Source organism: Pseudomonas sp. TMP9 (assembly GCF_037943105.1).
GTDB lineage: Bacteria > Pseudomonadota > Gammaproteobacteria > Pseudomonadales > Pseudomonadaceae > Aquipseudomonas.
This window is the reverse complement of sequence record NZ_CP149803.1, coordinates 1,842,117-1,861,798: the sequence shown is the minus strand read 5'-3', so window position 1 is coordinate 1,861,798 and position 19,682 is coordinate 1,842,117. Positions and strand designations below refer to the sequence as shown.

Below are 19,682 nucleotides of genomic sequence, written 5' to 3'. Positions count from 1 at the left end.
AAGGTTTCAAGACCTAAGCGTTAGTTTTCACGCCTGTGCCTTATGACCTATCAGTCGTGGCCGCAGTGTATCACCGAGGCCATGCGCCGCAGAATGCCTTGGCGCATAAGACCAACGGACATATAGTTCCACCTGATTCAAGTAGGTTACTCTCGGGTAATCTGACTGTTTAACCACAAGACGGAGTCCAGCATGGGATACCAAAAGATCCAAGTGCCAGCAATCGGTGACAAAATCACCGTTAATGCCGATACCTCTCTGAACGTACCGAACAATCCAATCATCCCGTTTATCGAGGGTGATGGCATAGGTGTTGATATCAGTCCAGTGATGATCAAAGTCGTTGATGCAGCCGTGCACAAAGCCTACGGCGGCGAGCGCAAGATCTCCTGGATGGAAGTCTACGCCGGCGAAAAAGCCACTCAGATTTACGACCAAGACACCTGGCTGCCCCAGGAAACGCTGGACGCGGTCAAAGATTACGTCGTTTCCATCAAAGGCCCGTTGACCACGCCCGTGGGCGGCGGTATTCGTTCACTCAACGTGGCCCTGCGTCAGCAGTTGGACCTCTACGTCTGCCTGCGTCCAGTACGTTGGTTCGAAGGCGTGCCTAGCCCAGTGAAAAAACCGCAAGACGTCGACATGACCATCTTCCGTGAGAACTCGGAAGACATCTATGCCGGCATCGAGTGGAAGGCCGGCTCGCCGGAAGCGATCAAAGTCATCAAATTCCTCAAAGAGGAAATGGGTGTTACCAAGATCCGCTTTGACCAAGACTGCGGTATCGGCGTTAAGCCGGTTTCCAAAGAAGGCACCAAGCGCCTTGCCCGCAAAGCACTGCAGTACGTGATTGATAATGATCGCGAATCGCTGACCATCGTGCATAAAGGCAATATCATGAAGTTCACCGAAGGTGCCTTCAAAGAGTGGGCCTACGAAATTGCTGCTGAAGAGTTCGGCGCCACCTTGCTCGACGGTGGCCCTTGGATGCAGTTCAAGAATCCGAAAAGTGGCAGAAACGTCATCGTCAAAGACGCTATCGCTGACGCCATGCTGCAACAGATTCTACTGCGTCCCGCTGAGTACGACGTAATCGCCACCCTGAATCTCAATGGCGACTATCTGTCTGACGCGTTGGCCGCTGAAGTTGGCGGTATTGGTATTGCGCCTGGCGCCAACCTCTCCGACACCATCGCGATGTTCGAAGCCACCCACGGCACTGCACCGAAGTACGCCGGCAAGGACCAAGTGAACCCAGGTTCGCTGATCCTTTCCGCTGAAATGATGCTGCGCCATATGGGCTGGACTGAAGCCGCTGATCTGATCATTAAGGGCACCAATGGCGCTATCTCGGCCAAGACTGTGACCTATGACTTTGAGCGCCTGATGGACGGTGCCAAGCTGCTGTCTTGCTCGGCATTCGGTGACGCCATGATTTCGCACATGTAAGCAAATCAGAAAATAAAAAGGCCGGTCATCTGACCGGCTTTTTTGTGGCTGTCTAACTGCCGAGGACGACTCAGGCTTCTGCAGTTAAGCCTTGGGCTTGCTTGACTGGGGAAGGGGCGTCAGTGGTGACGCTAGGCCCGCCGATGTTAACCGCATGCAGCCCTTTGGGGCCTTGAATAATATCGAAGCTTACCGGCTGGCCAGCCTTCAGCGTTTTATAGCCGTCCATTTGGATGGCCGAGTAGTGGGCGAACAGGTCGTCATCTTGACCATCAGCGAGGATGAATCCGTAGCCTTTAGCGTTGTTGAACCACTTGACCTTACCGCTAACCATGCTGATATCCCTCTGCAAAGGACTCCATAGCTGGAGTATCATCCACTCATTCCACAGGCTAATTGGCGCAAGCCGGAAACCCTGTGAAACCCCTTTGTACCCACTCAAGGTACTCATTGTTTGTAACACCCTTTTGCCGATAGTCAAGGCAATGCTGCAAGTGGCTGAGAAGCCGTTCAAACTCTGTCCAGTACAGACTACTCGCCCATTAACGAAGCAATTCAGCATGCATGCACGTAGCCAGATTCGACTAACATTCAATCAGGATCGCCCCGCAGATTATGAGGACGATTCCGTGGGCATAGCTGTCCAGGAATCCAAGCCTGATCTGCAGGCTCCTCCCATGTATAAAGTGATTTTGTTTAACGACGACTACACCCCTATGGATTTTGTGGTCGAGATACTCGAGGGGTTTTTCAGCCTTAACCGAGAGCAGGCGACCAAAATCATGCTGACCGTCCATACAGAGGGGCGTGCAGTGTGTGGAGTGTTCACCCGTGATATTGCTGAAACCAAAGCAACACAGGTGAATCAATATGCGAGAGAGAGCCAGCATCCGCTACTCTGTGAAATTGAGAAGGACGGTTAACGCCGGCCACTTGGGCATGAGGTGAAGCTATGTTAAATCGAGAGCTCGAAGTCACCCTCAATCTGGCTTTTAAGGAGGCTCGTACCAAGCGTCATGAATTTATGACGGTTGAGCACTTGCTACTGGCCCTCCTAGATAACGAGGCCGCCGCCGGTGTTTTGCGCGCGTGCGGGGCCAGCCTAGATAAACTGCGGCAAGAACTGCAGGAATTTATTGACTCCACCACACCGCTGATTCCGCAGCATGATGAAGAGCGCGAGACGCAGCCTACGCTGGGTTTTCAGCGTGTTCTGCAACGCGCAGTGTTTCACGTACAAAGCTCCGGCAAACGTGAAGTGACCGGAGCCAACGTACTGGTCGCTATTTTTAGCGAACAGGAAAGCCAAGCGGTATTTCTGCTTAAGCAGCAGAGCGTCGCGCGCATCGATGTGGTCAACTTTATTGCTCACGGCATCTCCAAGGTCCCTGGTCACAGCGGTCATGCGGAAAGCGAACAAGAAATGCCGGACGAAGAGGGTGGCGAATCCGCCAGCTCCAGCAACCCTCTGGATGCTTACGCCAGTAACCTGAATGAGTTGGCTCGCCAAGGTCGCATTGACCCTTTGGTGGGTCGTGAACTTGAAGTTGAGCGCGTCGCGCAGATTCTCGCCCGTCGGCGAAAAAATAATCCGCTACTAGTCGGTGAAGCCGGAGTGGGTAAAACAGCCATCGCCGAGGGTTTGGCTAAACGCATTGTCGACAACCAAGTACCTGATCTGCTTGCCGACAGCGTGGTCTACTCACTTGACCTCGGTGCGCTCCTAGCGGGCACCAAATACCGTGGTGACTTCGAGAAGCGCCTCAAGGCGCTACTCAATGAGCTGCGCAAGCGTCCGCACGCCATCCTGTTTATTGATGAAATCCACACCATCATCGGTGCCGGTGCAGCGTCGGGTGGGGTAATGGATGCGTCCAATCTGCTCAAGCCTATGCTGTCATCGGGTGAAATTCGCTGCATCGGTTCGACGACCTACCAAGAGTTTCGCGGCATCTTTGAGAAAGACCGTGCTCTGGCGCGGCGCTTCCAAAAAGTTGACGTGGTTGAGCCTTCGGTCGAAGACACCATTGGCATCCTGCGAGGGCTCAAGGGCCGCTTCGAACAACACCACGGCATTGAGTACAGCGATGAGGCTCTGCGTGCAGCCGCCGAGCTCGCCTCACGTTATATCAATGACCGGCACATGCCGGACAAAGCCATCGATGTGATTGACGAAGCCGGTGCCTACCAGCGCCTGCAGCCAGTCGATAAGCGGTTGACCCGTATTGATGTGGCGCAGGTCGAAGCTATAGTGGCGAAAATAGCGCGTATTCCGCCAAAGCATGTCAGCAGCTCGGACAAAGAACTGCTGCGTAACCTTGAGCGTGATCTGAAGCTCACGGTGTTTGGTCAAGATGCCGCAATTGATTCACTCTCAACTGCAATCAAGCTGTCACGCGCAGGGCTGAAAGCGCCTGACAAGCCAGTGGGTTCTTTCCTTTTTGCCGGCCCTACCGGGGTTGGTAAAACCGAGGCAGCGCGGCAATTGTCCAAGGCGCTGGGTGTTGAGCTGATTCGCTTTGACATGTCCGAGTACATGGAGCGTCACACTGTTTCACGGCTGATTGGTGCGCCGCCGGGCTATGTTGGTTTTGATCAGGGCGGTTTGCTGACTGAGGCAATCACTAAAACGCCGCACTGCGTGCTGCTGCTTGATGAGATCGAGAAGGCTCACCCGGAAGTCTTTAACCTGCTGTTGCAGGTCATGGATCACGGCACCCTGACGGATAACAACGGGCGCAAAGCAGATTTCCGTAACGTAATTGTGATCATGACCACCAATGCCGGTGCTGAAACAGCCGCGCGTGCCTCTATTGGCTTCACTCACCAGGATCACACGTCTGATGCCATGGAAGTGATCAAGAAAAGCTTTACGCCGGAGTTCCGCAACCGTCTGGACACCATTATTCAGTTCGGCCGTCTGAGCCATGAGGTGATCAAAAGTATCGTCGACAAGTTCCTTACCGAACTGCAGGCGCAGCTTGAGGACAAACACGTCACGCTGGAAGTCAGCAACGCCGCGCGAAGCTGGTTGGCGGAAAGTGGATATGACGTTCAGATGGGCGCTCGACCGATGGCGCGGCTTATCCAGGACAAGATCAAGCGGCCGCTTGCTGAAGAGATCCTATTTGGTGAGCTGGCTGATCATGGTGGCGTCGTGAATATCGATATCGAAAACGGTGAGTTGACCTTCGATTTCGAAACCACAGCTGAGCTTGCCTAACAGGCAAACCTAAAGTTTGCTTTCTTGCACCCACAAAAACGCCCAGCATTGCTGGGCGTTTTTACTGGAGCTTGGTGTAACAGATGCCGGGAAAACTAAATTTCCCCAGGCCTGTTAACGGGCGCGGTAAGTGATACGCCCTTTGCTCAAGTCATAAGGCGTAAGTTCAACACGAACTTTGTCACCAGTGAGAATGCGGATGTAATTTTTGCGCATCTTTCCGGAGATGTGCGCAGTAACGACGTGCCCATTTTCCAACTCCACACGAAACATGGTGTTGGGCAGGGTGTCGACGACAGTGCCTTCCATTTCGAAGCTGTCTTCTTTCGACATGCAGTAAAGCCCTCGGTATCCAATGAATGGCCCGGTGCAACTGGCGCCAGGCAAAAGCGGCGTGCATTGTGCCCGAAATTTGTAGTTTGCGCCAAGGGCTTCGGTTAAGCGCTGATCCAGCGCTGATTAATAAACAGCTCGATAGGGCGGTATTGGGTCTTGTAACTCATCTTGCGACAGTTTTTGATCCAATAACCCAGATACACCGCTCGCAGCTCTAAGCGGGTTGCTTCGGCAATTTGCCAGAGGATGGCAAAGCGCCCGAGGCTGCGTCGTTCCTCGCTGGGCTCATAAAAGGTGTACACCGCAGACAACCCATTGGGTAGCACATCAGTGACGGCTACAGCCAGGAGACGGTTATTCTCGCGGAATTCATAAAAGCGGGTAAAGACCAGATCACGTACGAGAAATGTCGCGAATTGTTCGCGGTTTGGCGGGTACATATCGCCATCAGCATGGCGTTGTTCGATGTAGCGTACATAAAGCTCGTAATATTCTTCGGTAAATGCCGGTTTAACCAAGCGTATTTCAAGGTCTTGATTGCGTTTGAATATACGACGTTGTTGGCGATTAGGGCTGAACTGCGCAGCAGGAATGCGCGCCGGAACACAGGCTGAACAGCGCTGGCAGTGGGGGCGGTAAAGGTGGTCACCGCTGCGCCGAAAGCCCATTTCTGACAGCTCAGCGTAGACATCCGCATCCATGGGCCGACTGGGGTCGAGGAATAACGTTGTAGCTTCCTCGTCAGGCAGGTAGCTGCAGGGGTGTGGTTGAGTGGCGTAAAACTTCAGGCGGGCCAGCTCAGTCATGATTGGCTCTCAAGGACGGGTCTTGCATTCAGTGTAAGGCAGCTTAGCGCGCTCGCCTAGGCAGCCCAGTCAGCCTGATTAGGTTGGTCAAGATGCTGACTCAGGTAACGGGAAAAATCCGCGCGTGAAATCGTCTGAGCGCCAAGGCTGAGCAGGTGATCTGTTTGCATCTGGCAATCAATCAACACAAAGCCCCAATCTTTCAAATGCTGAACCAAGCTGACAAAGCCAACTTTAGAGGCGTTATCCCCACGGCTGAACATCGACTCACCAAAAAAGAGCTGGCCCATGGCCAGGCCGTATAGGCCGCCTGATAGTTCGCCATCGCACCAAACTTCGACTGAGTGCGCTACGCCGCGCTTATGCAATTCAAGGTAGGCGTTCTGCATGGGGCTGGTGATCCACGTTTCAGCTGCATAACTGCGTGGTGCTGCGCAGGCGCGAATCACCTCGGCAAACGCATGGTCAAAGGTCACCTGGTAACGACCTTGACGCAGCACTTTGGCTAAGCTGCGTGAGATGTGCAGCGCGTCGGGCAGCAAAACAGTGCGCGGATCCGGCGACCACCAGAGAATCGGCTGCCCATCCTGAAACCAAGGGAAGCAACCGTGGCGATAAGCCTGAACCAAGCGCTCAGGCCGCAGATCACCGCCGGCAGCCAGCAGGCCATTGGGCTCGCGCAGCGCTTTGTTCAGCGGCGGGAATGTCAGCGAGTCGCGTTGCAGCCAAGTCAGCATGGGCAGAGCCGAGGTTGAGCGAAGAGGAGGGTAGGGCGGACGTTGGGCCCGCCTAAAAAGTGATTAATTGTCGTCGAGGAATTTCTCGACATCCAGCGCTGCCATGCAACCTGCGCCAGCGGAGGTGATGGCTTGGCGATAAACGTGATCGGCCACGTCGCCGGCAGCAAACACGCCTTCAATACTGGTGGCGGTGGCATTGCCCTCATTGCCACCTTTAATAAGTAAATAGCCGTCGCGCATCTCCAGTTGCCCTTGGAATAAATCGGTATTGGGTTTATGACCGATAGCGATGAATACACCTGATAACGGCAGGTCGGTGGTGATACCTGTTTGTGCATCCTTGAGGCGCGCACCGGTAACGCCGGTGTTATCGCCCAGCACTTCTTCCAACGAATGATTCCAGTGCAGCACCACATTGCCGTTGGTGGCTTTGTCGAAGAGCTTGTCCTGGAGGATTTTCTCCGAACGCAGCTTGTCGCGGCGGTGCACCAAGTGAACTTCTTTGGCGATATTCGACAGGTACAAGGCCTCCTCAACGGCGGTGTTGCCACCGCCAATCACTGCAACCACTTGGTTGCGGTAGAAAAAGCCATCGCAGGTGGCGCAAGCGGATACGCCCTTGCCGGCAAATGCTTCTTCCGAGGGCAAGCCCAAGTATTGCGCCGATGCACCAGTGGCAATGATCAGCGCATCGCAGGTGTAGGTACCGCTATCACCTTTCAAGGTGAAGGGACGTGACTGCAACTCGGCGGTGTGGATATGGTCGTGGAGAATCTCGGTATCGAAGCGCTCGGCATGTTTTTGCATGCGCTCCATGAGTGCTGGGCCGGTTAGACCTTGAACGTCACCCGGCCAATTGTCGACTTCAGTGGTAGTGGTCAGTTGGCCACCCGGCTGAATGCCGGTAATGATCACGGGTTTGAGGTTGGCGCGGGCAGCGTAAACGGCAGCGCTATAACCGGCAGGACCGGAACCCAGAATGATCAAGCGTGAATGCTTGACTTCGCTCATAAAAACACCCCATAAGCCTTTGTCACAAAAGAGAATGCATGCTCCAATTGAGCTGCACGGAAGATATCGGTCGATATGCTACACCGAAGCGGCTAAAGAGCGAGAGTCAAGCGCCAGAGCCGGCCTGAGCGAATGGCTGGACATGCCACGGCCCGGTTAAACCCGTACAATCGCCACACAATTTTAATTGTTAATCCTCTATTCGGCGTCTCTGACGCAGGAACACATGCGTTTTGAAGAAATCTAGCCCAACCGCACAACTCCCTCTCTGGCGTCAGCAGCTCCCTTATCGATTAAAAGAAGGCGCGCTGATTGGCTTAGGCGCACTCTGCCTTTACCTGTGGATGGCGCTGCTTACCTATGACGCAGTGGACCCAGGCTGGACTCATACCAGCAATGTCGAGCAAGTACAGAACGCCGCCGGTCGAGCTGGCGCTTGGTTCGCTGATGTTTTATTTATGGCATTGGGCTACTTCGCGTACCTGTTCCCGCTGTTGCTGGCGGTAAAAACGTTGCAAGTATTCCGCGCCCGTCATCAGCCATGGCAGTGGAGTGGTTGGCTGTTTTCTTGGCGGCTGATTGGTTTGGTGTTCTTGGTCTTATCAGGCGCGGCGCTGGCCTTTATCCATTTTGATGTGAACACCTCCATGCCGGCTTCTGCTGGCGGTGCTCTAGGTGAAAGCATTGGGGTGTTAGCAACGGCCGCACTCAACATCCAGGGCAGCACGCTGTTGTTTATTGCTTTGTTTCTGTTTGGGCTGACGGTGTTTACTGACCTGTCCTGGTTCAAAGTGATGGACCTCACAGGCAAAATCACCCTGGATTTACTTGAGCTGATTCAAAACTTGGCCAACCGCTGGTGGAGTGCGCGAGTTGAGCGCAAAGAATTGGCGGCGCAGCTGCGTGAAGTTGACGAGCGCGTCAGTGAAGTGTCCGCACCGATCGTGCTGGACCGCAGCGAGCAGGCCAAAGTCAAAGAACGCTTGATTGCGCGCGAGGAGTCGCTAAACAAACATATGACTGATCGGGTCAACCGCCCGGCCCCTGTCATCACACCACAGGCGGCACCAAAAGCTGCAGAACCTAGCAAGCGCGTCCTGAAAGAGAAGCAGGCGCCGCTGTTCGTTGACAGCGCCATCGAGGGCACGCTGCCGCCGATTTCCATACTTGACCCCGCAGAAGTCAAAAAGGTTGCTTACTCCCCTGAGTCGTTGGCGGGAGTGGGCCATTTACTGGAGATTAAGCTTAAGGAATTCGGTGTCGAGGTCTCGGTTGACTCGATTCATCCGGGCCCGGTGATCACTCGCTACGAAATTCAACCAGCCGCCGGGGTAAAAGTCAGCCGCATTTCAAACCTGGCCAAAGACTTGGCCCGTTCATTGGCCGTGCCCAGTGTGCGTGTGGTGGAAGTCATCCCTGGCAAGACCACCGTAGGCATCGAAATACCCAACGAAGACCGTCAAATCGTGCGGTTCTCAGAGGTGTTGTCATCCCCCGAATATGACGATGCCAAATCCCCGGTAACCTTGGCCTTGGGTCACGACATTGCGGGCAAGCCGATCATCACGGACTTGGCACGCATGCCGCACTTGTTGGTCGCAGGCACCACCGGCTCGGGTAAATCGGTCGGGGTCAACGCCATGATCCTGTCGATTTTGTTTAAGTCCACGCCGGAAGAGGCGCGCTTAATCATGATCGACCCGAAAATGCTCGAATTATCGATCTATGAGGGTATTCCGCACCTGTTATGCCCGGTAGTGACCGACATGAAGGAAGCCGCCAACGCGCTGCGCTGGTCGGTGGCCGAAATGGAGCGTCGTTATAAGCTGATGTCGAAAATGGGTGTGCGTAACTTGGCGGGCTTCAACCGCAAAGTTAAGGATGCCATCGATGCTGGTGAACCACTGCCCGACCCGCTGTACAAGCGCGAAAGCATCCACGACGAAGCGCCGCTGCTGAAACCTCTGCCTACCATCGTGGTAGTGGTCGACGAATTCGCCGACATGATGATGATCGTCGGTAAAAAAGTTGAAGAGCTGATTGCGCGCATCGCGCAGAAAGCCCGTGCGGCGGGGATTCACTTGATTCTCGCGACCCAGCGACCTTCAGTGGATGTGATCACCGGTTTGATCAAAGCCAACATTCCAACGCGCATGGCCTTCCAGGTATCTAGCAAGATCGACTCGCGAACCATCCTTGATCAAGGCGGCGCTGAACAGTTGTTGGGCCACGGTGACATGCTTTACATGCCGCCGGGCACCAGTTTGCCTATCCGTGTCCACGGCGCGTTTGTTTCTGATGAAGAAGTCCACCGCGTGGTCGAAGCCTGGAAGCAGCGCGGTACGCCAGACTATATTGAAGAAATTCTTAACGGTGCTGAGGAGGCCGGTAGTGGCTTCGAAGGCAGCGGTGAGGGTGGTGACGATAGCGAAACAGATGCGCTGTACGATGAGGCGGTCAATTTCGTCTTGGAAAGCCGCCGGGCCTCTATTTCGGCGGTGCAGCGCAAGCTGAAAATCGGCTATAACCGCGCCGCACGCATGATCGAAGCCATGGAAATGGCCGGTGTGGTTACCTCAATGAACACAAATGGCTCTCGCGAGGTCATAGCACCTAGCCCCGTTCGCGATTAAAGCCTCGCCCTGAATTGATAAGGAGTCCCATGCGCCTGATTCGCATGTTGTTGCTGAGCGTATTAAGTCTTACCAGCGTGGCCGCTATGGCTGACGACGAAGTGGCGGTGCAGCGCTTAACCGAGCTGCTCAACCAAGCGCAGACCATTACGGCGCGTTTTTCCCAGCTGACCTTAGACGGCAGCGGCACCCAGCTGCAGGAAACTTCAGGCCAACTTGCGCTCAAGCGCCCGGGCTTGTTTCGCTGGCACACTGATGCTCCGATGGAGCAGTTACTGGTCTCCAACGGTGAGAAAGTCTGGCTGTATGACCCGGACTTGCAGCAAGTGACCATCCAGACGTTGGATCAGCGCTTGACCCACACCCCAGCGTTGTTGCTTTCTGGTGACGTTTCAAAAATTCGTGAGAACTTCGAAATCAGCCACAAAGAAGGCGGCAATGTGGTCGATTTCATTCTTAAACCAAAATCTAAAGACACCCTGTTCGACAGCCTGCGTCTGTCGTTTCGTAACAAGGTGCTCAACGATATGCAGCTGATCGACAGTATCGGTCAACGCACCAACATTCTTTTCCTCAGCGTGAAAATGAATGAGCCGCAGGACGATGCGCAGTTCACGTTTGAGATCCCGGCCGGCACGGACGTGATTCAAGAGTAAAAAGCCTAAGAGCACGAGATTTTAAAACGCCGTCATGGATCTATTTCGCAAGGCCCCCGTCGCTCAACCCTTGGCTGCACGCTTACGTGCGGCCAGCCTGGATGAGTACGTCGGCCAAGAGCACCTGCTGGCTCGCGGCAAGCCGTTACGCGAAGCATTGGAGCAGGGTGCGCTGCACTCAATGATCTTTTGGGGCCCGCCTGGCGTTGGTAAAACCACCTTGGCGCGGCTCTTGGCGCAGGTGTCTGATGCGCATTTTGAGACGATTTCTGCTGTGCTGTCCGGGGTTAAAGAAATCCGGCAAGCCGTGGAAATTGCCCAACAGCATGCTGCGCAATATGGCCGCCAGACCATTCTGTTCGTCGATGAAGTGCACCGTTTCAACAAGTCCCAACAAGATGCATTTCTGCCCTACGTGGAAGACGGCACGCTGATTTTTATCGGCGCCACCACAGAAAACCCCTCGTTTGAGCTGAACAACGCCTTGCTTTCGCGCGCCCGCGTGTATGTGCTTAAAAGTCTCGACGAAAGCGCGCTGCGCAAGCTGGTCGAGCGCGCGCTGAGCGACCCGAAAGGCCTGGGCGAGCGCCAACTCAGCTTGCCTGAGGAAAGCTTCAAAATCCTCCAGGCCGCTGCCGATGGCGACGGCCGTCGCTTGCTGAATTTTCTCGAAAACGCCGCTGACTTAGTCGAAGACGGCCGCGAGATTGGCAGCGAGTTGCTGCTCAATCTACTTGGCGACACCCGCCGGCGTTTTGATAAGGGCGGTGAAGCGTTCTACGACCAAATCTCAGCGTTGCATAAATCTGTACGTGGCTCCAGCCCAGACGGGGCGCTGTACTGGTTTGCACGCATGCTCGATGGCGGCTGTGACCCGCTGTACATCGCGCGACGCGTGGTGCGTATGGCCAGCGAAGATATTGGCAATGCTGACCCTCGCGCCCTAACCCTGTGCCTAAATGCTTGGGACGTGCAGGAGCGCCTGGGCAGTCCTGAAGGCGAATTGGCGGTGGCTCAGGCAATTGTCTACTTGGCCTGCGCGCCGAAAAGTAATGCGGTGTACAACGCCTTCAACGCCGCTATGCGCGACGCGGCCGAACACGGCTCGCAGGAAGTCCCTCTGCATCTGCGCAACGCCCCGACCAAATTGATGAAGGAGCTGGGCTATGGCGACGAATACCGCTATGCCCACGATGAGCCTGAGGCTTATGCGGCGGGTGAGGATTACTTCCCCGACACCTTTGAACCACGCGAGTATTACCAGCCAGTGCCGCGTGGCTTGGAGCTAAAGATTCGCGACAAGCTGCAGCATTTGAAAAATCAGGACCGCAATAGCCCTCGCCAGCGGAGAAAGCCATGATTCGTGTAGCGTTAGCCGTCGCCCTCGGCGGAGCGGTGGGCTCTGTGTTGCGTTTTCTCACTGCCAGTTGGGTCGCCGGGCAGTGGCCGCGGCATTTTTATTTGGGCACCTTTACCGTCAACATTATTGGCTGCCTGCTGATCGGTTTACTGTCAGGCTTATTCCTGCTGCGCAGTGATCTGCCCATCGAGTTGCGCAGCGGTTTGATCATTGGCCTGCTCGGCGGCTTCACTACTTTTTCCTCATTCAGCCTGGAGTTGCTCAAGCTGTTTGAAAGCGGCCGTCACAATGAAGCATTCGTCTATCTACTGTGCAGCGTGGTCGGCGGCGTGCTCGCCGTTTGGGCCGGTTTTGCCCTGGCGCGCCTTTAGCAGCAGCCATGTCAATGGCGCGCAATGTGGCACGCGACCCAGTTAAAGCCTTAAACTGCGCGGCATTGCGCGCCATGGCCACGGCCATGCAAACCCTTGTGTTGTGTTGAGACCCGAACATGCTTGATTCCAAACTCGTCCGTACCCAGCTCCTTGACGTGGCTGAGCGCCTCGCTGCCCGTGGCTTTATCCTCGATGTTGCGCGTTTTGAAGCGCTCGAAGCTCAGCGTAAAACCCTGCAAACCCGCACCGAGCAGCTGCAAGCTGAGCGCAACAGCCGCTCCAAATCCATTGGTCAAGCCAAGCAGCGCGGTGAAGACATTGCGCCGCTGCTGGCGGAAGTGGATCAGATGGGCAGCGACCTTGAGCAGGATAAAGCTGAGCTCGACACCATCCAGAGCGAACTCGATAATCTGCTCTTGAATATCCCCAACCTGCCCCATGAGTCGGTGCCGGTTGGTGCTGATGAAGACGGCAACGTTGAAGTCTCGCGCTGGGGCACGCCGCGCCACTTTGATTTTAAAATTCAGGACCATGTCGCCTTGGGCGAGCAGCACGGCTGGCTGGATTTTGAAACCGCCGCTAAGTTGTCCGGTGCACGCTTTGCCGTGCTGCGCGGCCCTATCGCCCGACTGCACCGCGCCTTAGCGCAATTTATGCTCAACCTGCACACGAGCGAGCACGGCTATGAAGAGGCCTACACGCCTTACCTGGTTCAGGCTCCAGCGCTGCAAGGCACTGGCCAGTTGCCGAAGTTCGAAGAAGACCTGTTCAAAATCAGCCGCGAGGGCGAAGCCGACCTTTACCTGATCCCGACTGCTGAAGTGTCGCTGACCAATATTGTCGCCGGTGAAATTCTCGACCCTAAACACTTGCCGCTGAAACTGGTGGCGCACACCCCGTGCTTTCGCAGTGAAGCCGGTGCCTCGGGCCGTGATACGCGCGGCATGATCCGTCAGCATCAGTTCGACAAGGTTGAGATGGTGCAGATTGTCGAGCCTAGCCAGTCCATGGAGGCATTGGAAAGTCTGACCGGCAATGCGGAGCGTGTGCTGCAACTGCTCGAGCTGCCGTACCGCAAACTGGCGCTGTGCACTGGCGACATGGGGTTCAGTGCAGTGAAGACGTACGACCTAGAAGTGTGGGTGCCGAGCCAAGATAAATATCGCGAAATTTCTTCCTGCTCCAATTGCGGCGATTTCCAGGCGCGCCGCATGCAAGCGCGCTACCGCAACCCTGAAACCGGCAAGCCAGAGCTGCTGCACACCCTCAATGGTTCAGGCCTAGCGGTGGGTCGCACCTTGGTCGCGGTGCTGGAAAACTACCAGCAAGCCGATGGCAGTATCCGTGTACCAGACGTATTGAAGCCCTATATGGGTGGTATTGAAGTCATTGGTTAACCCGGATTTCAGTTACCTGTGACGGGGCGGCCAAAGCCGCCCCGTTTTGTTTAGCCGATCGAGAGTGTGTGTCATGGATTTTCTGCCCCTGTTCCACAACCTGCAGGATCGTCTGGTATTAGTGGTTGGGGGCGGCGAAGTCGCCGTGCGTAAGTCGCGTTTATTGCGTGATGCCGGCGCGCGACTGCGGGTTGTGGCGCCCGAGATTCGTGATGAATTGCGTGAAATGGCCTTGGCGGGCAACGGCGAAATAGTGCTGCGCGATTATCAGACAACTGACCTCAACGGCGTGGTGCTGATTATTGCCGCCACCGATGATGAGCCGTTGAACGCGCGAATTTCAGTTGAAGCCCAAGCCTTGTTTATCCCCGTCAATGTGGTCGACTCGCCCAAGCTGTGTAGCGTGATTTTTCCGGCTATTGTCGATCGCTCACCGCTGATCGTGGCAATCACCAGTGGCGGCGATGCGCCGGTGCTGGCACGCCTGATTCGCGCCAAAATCGAAACCTGGATACCCGCAACCTATGGGCAATTAGCCGGTTTGGCCAAGCGCTTCCGTGCTCAAGTCAAAGGACTATTCCCGGATGTGCAGCGGCGCCGGGTGTTCTGGGAAGATGTGTTCCAAGGCCAAGTGGCCGAAAGCGTTTTTGCCGGCAAACTGCAGGAAGGTCAGCGCCTTTTGGAAGAAAAAATTGCCGGTATCGCGCCGCGTACGCTGGGTGAGGTGTACCTCGTGGGTGCAGGCCCAGGCGACCCTGACTTGTTGACCTTTCGCGCCTTACGATTGATGCAACAAGCTGATGTGGTGCTCTATGACCGGTTGGTAGCACCAGCCATTATTGAGTTATGCCGCCGCGATGCTGAGCGCATTTATGTGGGTAAACAGCGGGCCGAACATGCGCTGCCGCAGGACCAAATCAATCAGCGCTTGGTGACATTGGCTAAAGAAGGCAAGCGCGTGCTGCGCCTTAAGGGCGGTGATCCGTTTATTTTCGGCCGCGGCGGCGAGGAAATCGAAGAGCTGGCGGCCCATGGCATTCCGTTCCAAGTGGTGCCGGGTATTACCGCTGCTTCAGGCTGCGCGGCCTATGCGGGCATTCCACTGACGCATCGCGATCACGCGCAGTCTGTGCGCTTTGTCACTGGGCACCTGAAAGACGGTAGCAGTGATTTACCGTGGAGCGAGCTGACGACGCCGACTCAGACTTTAGTGTTTTACATGGGCCTGGTCGGGCTGCCCATGATTTGCCAGCAGTTAATCGCTCATGGCCGAGCAGCGACGACACCTGCCGCCTTGATACAGCAGGGCACCACGCAGAATCAGCGGGTGTTTACCGGCACACTAGCTAATTTGGCTGAATTAGTTGCGCAGCACGAAGTACGAGCACCGACCCTAGTGATCGTTGGTGAAGTGGTACAGCTACGTGAGAAACTGGCCTGGTTTGAGGATGCTCAAACCAGGCTTTGATCACGCCCAGCCCAAAGCTGCTCGGCTCGCTGCAGGGCGCTTTCACGCGATTCACCGAGTGCGCGCAACCCTAAGGCGACTGTGCTAATCACAGCCAGTTGCCCATATTCATCGGCCACTTCACCGCGCCAAAACGCCGCTAGGTGAGCGGCTTGCAAGGACGGCGGCTTGACGTGGCGAAGGGCTGAAAGCGCCGGCCATTCTTCATCCCAATTAACGCCATTGGCCGTACCGTACAGGTGGCTGGTAACGTCCGGGTTGATCTCGATCTCGCCGCCGTCACCCTTAATTACTATGGCGCTGTCGCCTAGCAATTGGCTGGCCTCACGGTGCACGGCCTGATAACCGGGATGGAAGATGCTTTGCAAACCGCAACGTGCACCCAGCGGATTGAGGATGCGCGCCAGAGAATGGATCGGTGAGCGCAGGCCGAGAATATTGCGCAGGTCGATCATGCCCTGCAGTTGCGGCATCCAATCGCCCAGCGGGATAAACGCCAACTGCTGTTGATTCAGCGCGTGCTCGACGCTTTGCCAATTACGGCACAACGGGATACGCAGGGTGTCGAGCAGCTGCTCGCTGTACATGCGCCCGGCGGTGTGCGGACCACCGCCGTGCAGCAGAATGCGAGTACCGCCATTGGCGAGCGCTTTGGCTGCCAGCAAAAACCAGGGCAGGTGGCGTTTTTTACCGGCATAGCTCGGCCAGTCCAGATCCACCGGGATAGGCGGCGCCTTTAAACGCGCACGCACGGCTTCGGCAAAGCCGGCCATTTCTTCGGCGCTCTCTTCCTTGTGCCGCAGCAGCATCAGAAACGCACCCAGTTGGCTTTCCTCAGTTTGACCATCGAGCAACATGCCCATCGCTGCGCGAGCTTCCTCGCGGGTTAGGTTGCGTGCGCCGCGCTTACCTTTACCTAAGATGCGCACAAATTGGGCAAATGGATGCTCTGCGGGTGTGACGAGATTGATGGGCTTCATAGGCAATTGGTCGGCTTAGGCAGGCCCGCCAGCTTGGCGGCGAGTTTGGCAGGAGCGCCATTGAACAGGCGATTGAGGTGAAGGCTGTTGCCTTTTTCAGGGCCGAGTGTGCTTGCAATAAATTTGATCAAGGGCCGATTAGCGGGTGACAGCTGAAATTGGTCATAAAAGCTGCGCACCAGAATTAGAATTTCCCAGTGCTCGGGGCTTAGGCTAATCCCTTCGCGCTGCGCTAACACCCCGGCCGTGGCCTCAGACCAATCCGTCAATGTGAGCAGATAGCCATCTTTATCCAGCGCGAGGCTGCGTCCTTCAACATCCAGCAGGCTCATAGCCACGTGTTCACTTTGTCGTATTGACAGCTGAGTGCCACAAAACCTGAATAATCGACCATGGTCAGCCGGGGTGGCGACGCAAGCCCACGGGCCCTAACGTCTTCATCTAAGGCGTACAGCCGAATGCGCTCAGGCATCAGCTCAAGCGCTAGCCATTGTGCGCTGCCAGCCTGCAAGGCATACACCGCATCGCCGCATAACAGCAGGGCATCCTGGCCGCCGAGAATACGCAGGCAACTGCTCAGGCGGCTGTCGGTAAAGGGGGAATGAGAGAGCACGTGCAAGGTAGCCATTAGAGCGTAATCACCTGGTCGTAACGGTCAATCAACGCGCTGATCTCAGCATCGTCCAGAGGTTGTGTGGCAATAATACTGGGCTGCTCAGGTAAACCGCGTTCTACCAAGCTGCGCTGGGAGACATAGAGCGCTTCTACGCCAAACATCGGCAACGCTTGGAGATTGGCGCTGAGGTCTTTTTGCTGCAAGCGAGCGGGCAACTGCAAGGCGCTCAATTGCAGTACGCCATCATCCAGAAACAACATGCCAATGGGCAGATCAAAAGCACCCCCGGCTAGTGCAATATCCAGTGCCTCCCGAGCACTTGGCCCCGCCCAAGGCGCTTGCCGACTGATGATTAGCAGCGACTTACTCATCTTAAGGGCCTCCAAAGCAGACTAAGCGATCCGCTAATTGCGTCGCTTCATGCAGTTGGCCGAGCCCGGAAAGCGCCCAAGGTGCATCCAAATTGGCGGCTGGGCGTGAATACCGCTGGGCTTCCTCAGCGTTCAATACGCCACGGCGTAAGGCCGCGGCGATACACACCACGGCATCTAACTGCTGAGCGTGCACCCATTCACGCCACTCACGGGTTATGTCTAGTTCATCCTGAGCAAAGACCACATTACTCGAGGCGCTGTGAACACCCTCCTGATAGAAAAACAACCGCACGATTTCATGCCCGCCCGCCAATGCCGCCTGAGCAAAACGCAAGGCGCGCCGCGAGGAGGGCGCATGAGCAGGGGAGAACAGGGCGATGGCGAACTTCATGGCGAGCCTAGTGGGCTGATTTTGCAGAATGATAAAGCTTGAGCCATCAAGATGCGCGTAGCAGGTTGATAAAAACATCAGCAGTGATTATCAACACCCTGCGCCGAACAAGAAATGAGTGATTCACGTGATAAGCAGACGTAAAAAAGCCCGCCGGGGCGGGCCTTCACAGCTGTGTGATCAGTCGCTGCTGCCCATGATGCCTAGAATCTGCAACAGGCTGATAAACAGGTTGTAGATCGATACATACAGGCTGATGGTGGCCATGATGTAGTTGCGCTCGCCGCCATGAATGATGGCACTGGTTTGGAACAGGATGCAGGCCGACGAGAACAGAACAAACCCTGCGCTGATCGCCAATTGCAGGCCGCTAATCTGGAAGAAGAAGCCAGCAACCATCGCGCCCAGCAAGACAAAAAATCCTGCTGTGATAAAGCCACTGAGAAAGCTCATGTCTTTACGAGTGGTCAACACGTAAGCGGACAGGCCGCAGAACACCAGCGCCGTCATGGCGAATGCGGAGCTGACGACCTCAGCTCCATTAGCCATTCCCATGTAGCGATTAAGGATTGGGCCTAGCGTGTAACCCATGAAGCCGGTGAGTGCGAGGGTTGAAACCAGGCCCCAAGCCGAATTACGCAACTTTGCGGTAAGGAAAAACAGGCCGTAAAAACCGATCAGTACCACAAAAATGTTCGGGTAAGGCACGTTGGCGCGTTGCGCCATATAAGCCACTAATCCGCTGAAGGCCAGCGTGATGGCTAACAGGCCGTAAGTGTTGCGCAGCACGCGGCTGACTTCTTGCTGCTCGACCTGACTGTGGTCAAGTGCATAATTCTGTTCGTTCATGGCGACACTCCTGTGGTGGCTGATGGTTGCGTAACCAAATTCAGACAGATAATAGCAGAGCGATGCATTGAACCTATACGCAGTGTTTGACAGCGTGTTGCGTTCGGGTAAGATTGCCGCCCGCAAACGCCGGAAGCGTGGCAGAGCGGTTGAATGCAACGGTCTTGAAAACCGTCGAAGGGGAGACTCTTCCGTGAGTTCGAATCTCACCGCTTCCGCCATATTCTTTATGCCGTCAGTGGCAGTGCCAAACTTAATTGGCGCTTGCTTTTTGACGGCCATGCGTCAAGCTGATTTTTAGTAAATTCTTCAGCTGTGCAACCCAACCAGTCGCAGTTAGCAACTGATTCGAAACGGGGTGACGCGTGATTAAAGTGCTCGTTGTTGATGACCATGACCTCGTACGCACTGGCATCACCCGCATGCTGGCTGACATCGACGGTTTTCACGTCGTGGGTCAAGCTGAGTCTGGCGAAGAGTCGCTGAAAAAAGCCCGCGAGCTTAAGCCTGACGTTGTGCTGATGGATATCAAGATGCCGGGTATCGGGGGTCTTGAGGCAACGCGCAAACTGACGCGCAGTCACCCTGATCTTAAAGTGCTTGCCGTCACCGCTTGTGAAGAAGACCCATTCCCCACGCGTTTATTGCAAGCCGGCGCTGCGGGCTACCTGACCAAGGGTGCTGCCCTGGAAGAAATGGTCCAAGCAATCCGTATGGTATTTGGTGGCCAGCGGTACATCAGCCCGCAGATCGCTCAGCAATTGGCGCTTAAGTCGTTTCAGCCGCAAAGCAGCAACTCACCTTTTGATTTGCTTTCAGAGCGGGAAATTCAAATCGCTTTGATGATCGCTGGCTGCCAGAAGGTTCAGGTGATTTCCGACAAGCTATGCCTGTCACCGAAAACAGTGAACACCTACCGCTATCGCATCTTCGAAAAACTATCGATCACCAGCGATGTTGAACTGGCTTTGCTGGCCGTTCGCCACGGCATGATTGATGCCGGCAGCTGACAGTGACAG

21 protein-coding genes and 1 tRNA gene are annotated in these 19,682 nt (G+C 55.4%); 11 read left to right on the top strand and 11 right to left on the bottom strand.

Features of this window, described 5'->3' with window-relative positions; translation table 11 throughout:
- Positions 1–192 precede the first annotated feature (192 nt).
- On the top strand, positions 193–1,449 hold the full coding sequence (icd, locus tag WF513_RS08815) for an NADP-dependent isocitrate dehydrogenase (RefSeq protein WP_339083342.1): 1,257 nt from the start codon (positions 193–195) through the stop codon (positions 1,447–1,449).
- 70 nt (positions 1,450–1,519) lie between these two features.
- Here the strand turns inward: icd and cspD are convergent, their stop codons facing one another.
- Positions 1,520–1,783 (bottom strand): cold shock domain-containing protein CspD, encoded by a 264-nt coding sequence (cspD, locus tag WF513_RS08810; protein WP_339083340.1) that lies wholly within the window; start codon positions 1,781–1,783, stop codon positions 1,520–1,522.
- Positions 1,784–2,009: 226 nt separating this feature from the next.
- On the opposite strand from cspD, the gene clpS reads away from it, so the two are divergent.
- Together clpS and clpA are read left to right on the top strand one after the other, a co-directional pair.
- Complete coding sequence (gene clpS, locus WF513_RS08805; RefSeq protein WP_339083339.1) at positions 2,010–2,372, top strand: ATP-dependent Clp protease adapter ClpS; 363 nt, start codon at positions 2,010–2,012, stop codon at positions 2,370–2,372.
- A gap of 29 nt (positions 2,373–2,401) precedes the next feature.
- Positions 2,402–4,672 (top strand): ATP-dependent Clp protease ATP-binding subunit ClpA, encoded by a 2,271-nt coding sequence (gene clpA, locus WF513_RS08800; RefSeq protein ID WP_339083337.1) that lies wholly within the window; start codon positions 2,402–2,404, stop codon positions 4,670–4,672.
- 114 nt (positions 4,673–4,786) lie between these two features.
- Here the strand turns inward: clpA and infA are convergent, their stop codons facing one another.
- The 4 genes from infA to trxB form a co-directional block, all read right to left on the bottom strand.
- Positions 4,787–5,005: a translation initiation factor IF-1 gene (infA, locus tag WF513_RS08795; protein ID WP_002553999.1), complete on the bottom strand. Its 219-nt coding sequence runs from the start codon at positions 5,003–5,005 to the stop codon at positions 4,787–4,789.
- Between the two features lie 104 nt (positions 5,006–5,109).
- Positions 5,110–5,814 (bottom strand): arginyltransferase, encoded by a 705-nt coding sequence (locus tag WF513_RS08790; protein WP_339083335.1) that lies wholly within the window; start codon positions 5,812–5,814, stop codon positions 5,110–5,112.
- A gap of 56 nt (positions 5,815–5,870) precedes the next feature.
- Positions 5,871–6,551, bottom strand: coding sequence for a leucyl/phenylalanyl-tRNA--protein transferase (gene aat, locus WF513_RS08785; RefSeq protein ID WP_339083333.1), 681 nt, complete (start codon positions 6,549–6,551; stop codon positions 5,871–5,873).
- 63 nt (positions 6,552–6,614) lie between these two features.
- Positions 6,615–7,565 (bottom strand): thioredoxin-disulfide reductase, encoded by a 951-nt coding sequence (gene trxB, locus WF513_RS08780; RefSeq protein WP_339083331.1) that lies wholly within the window; start codon positions 7,563–7,565, stop codon positions 6,615–6,617.
- A gap of 233 nt (positions 7,566–7,798) precedes the next feature.
- Between trxB and ftsK the strand changes: the two genes are divergently transcribed.
- The 6 genes from ftsK (at position 7,799) to cysG (ending at position 15,453) form a co-directional block, all read left to right on the top strand.
- Positions 7,799–10,198, top strand: a complete 2,400-nt coding sequence (gene ftsK / locus WF513_RS08775) for a DNA translocase FtsK (RefSeq protein WP_339083329.1) — start codon at positions 7,799–7,801, stop codon at positions 10,196–10,198.
- A 29-nt stretch (positions 10,199–10,227) separates the two neighbouring features.
- Entirely contained in the window at positions 10,228–10,854 is a 627-nt protein-coding gene (gene lolA, locus WF513_RS08770) for an outer membrane lipoprotein chaperone LolA (protein WP_339083327.1), read from the top strand.
- Between the two features lie 34 nt (positions 10,855–10,888).
- Positions 10,889–12,214, top strand: coding sequence for a replication-associated recombination protein A (locus tag WF513_RS08765; protein ID WP_339083325.1), 1,326 nt, complete (start codon positions 10,889–10,891; stop codon positions 12,212–12,214).
- The gene (crcB, locus tag WF513_RS08760; RefSeq protein ID WP_339083323.1) at positions 12,211–12,585 is read left to right on the top strand and encodes a fluoride efflux transporter CrcB; all 375 of its coding nucleotides are present in this window, start codon (positions 12,211–12,213) and stop codon (positions 12,583–12,585) included. The genes WF513_RS08765 and crcB overlap by 4 nt, the downstream gene beginning before the upstream one ends.
- A 119-nt stretch (positions 12,586–12,704) precedes the next feature.
- Positions 12,705–13,985, top strand: a complete 1,281-nt coding sequence (gene serS / locus WF513_RS08755; protein WP_339083321.1) for a serine--tRNA ligase — start codon at positions 12,705–12,707, stop codon at positions 13,983–13,985.
- Between the two features lie 73 nt (positions 13,986–14,058).
- Positions 14,059–15,453: a siroheme synthase CysG gene (gene cysG, locus WF513_RS08750; RefSeq protein WP_339083319.1), complete on the top strand. Its 1,395-nt coding sequence runs from the start codon at positions 14,059–14,061 to the stop codon at positions 15,451–15,453.
- Here cysG and WF513_RS08745 read toward each other — a convergent pair.
- The 6 genes from WF513_RS08745 to WF513_RS08720 all read right to left on the bottom strand — a co-directional run bounded on the left by WF513_RS08745 (position 15,438) and on the right by WF513_RS08720 (position 18,663).
- On the bottom strand, positions 15,438–16,433 hold the full coding sequence (locus tag WF513_RS08745; RefSeq protein ID WP_339083317.1) for a glycosyl transferase family protein: 996 nt from the start codon (positions 16,431–16,433) through the stop codon (positions 15,438–15,440). The two genes, cysG and WF513_RS08745, sit on opposite strands and share 16 nt — an antisense overlap.
- Positions 16,430–16,765 (bottom strand): TusE/DsrC/DsvC family sulfur relay protein, encoded by a 336-nt coding sequence (locus tag WF513_RS08740; protein ID WP_339083315.1) that lies wholly within the window; start codon positions 16,763–16,765, stop codon positions 16,430–16,432. Before WF513_RS08740 ends, WF513_RS08745 begins: the two co-directional genes overlap by 4 nt.
- A complete protein-coding gene (gene tusB, locus WF513_RS08735; protein WP_339083313.1) occupies positions 16,762–17,061 on the bottom strand; it encodes a sulfurtransferase complex subunit TusB in 300 nt (99 codons plus the stop codon). Before tusB ends, WF513_RS08740 begins: the two co-directional genes overlap by 4 nt.
- Complete coding sequence (gene tusC, locus WF513_RS08730; protein ID WP_339083311.1) at positions 17,061–17,420, bottom strand: sulfurtransferase complex subunit TusC; 360 nt, start codon at positions 17,418–17,420, stop codon at positions 17,061–17,063. Before tusC ends, tusB begins: the two co-directional genes overlap by 1 nt.
- A gap of 1 nt (position 17,421) precedes the next feature.
- Positions 17,422–17,814, bottom strand: a complete 393-nt coding sequence (tusD, locus tag WF513_RS08725; RefSeq protein ID WP_339083309.1) for a sulfurtransferase complex subunit TusD — start codon at positions 17,812–17,814, stop codon at positions 17,422–17,424.
- Between the two features lie 180 nt (positions 17,815–17,994).
- Entirely contained in the window at positions 17,995–18,663 is a 669-nt protein-coding gene (locus tag WF513_RS08720) for a Bax inhibitor-1/YccA family protein (RefSeq protein WP_339083307.1), read from the bottom strand.
- Positions 18,664–18,794: 131 nt separating this feature from the next.
- Between WF513_RS08720 and WF513_RS08715 the strand changes: the two genes are divergently transcribed.
- Both WF513_RS08715 and uvrY read left to right on the top strand, forming a co-directional pair.
- Positions 18,795–18,884, top strand: a tRNA-Ser gene (locus WF513_RS08715).
- Between the two features lie 144 nt (positions 18,885–19,028).
- Complete coding sequence (uvrY, locus tag WF513_RS08710) at positions 19,029–19,673, top strand: UvrY/SirA/GacA family response regulator transcription factor (RefSeq protein ID WP_339083305.1); 645 nt, start codon at positions 19,029–19,031, stop codon at positions 19,671–19,673.
- Positions 19,674–19,682: the final 9 nt, after the last annotated feature.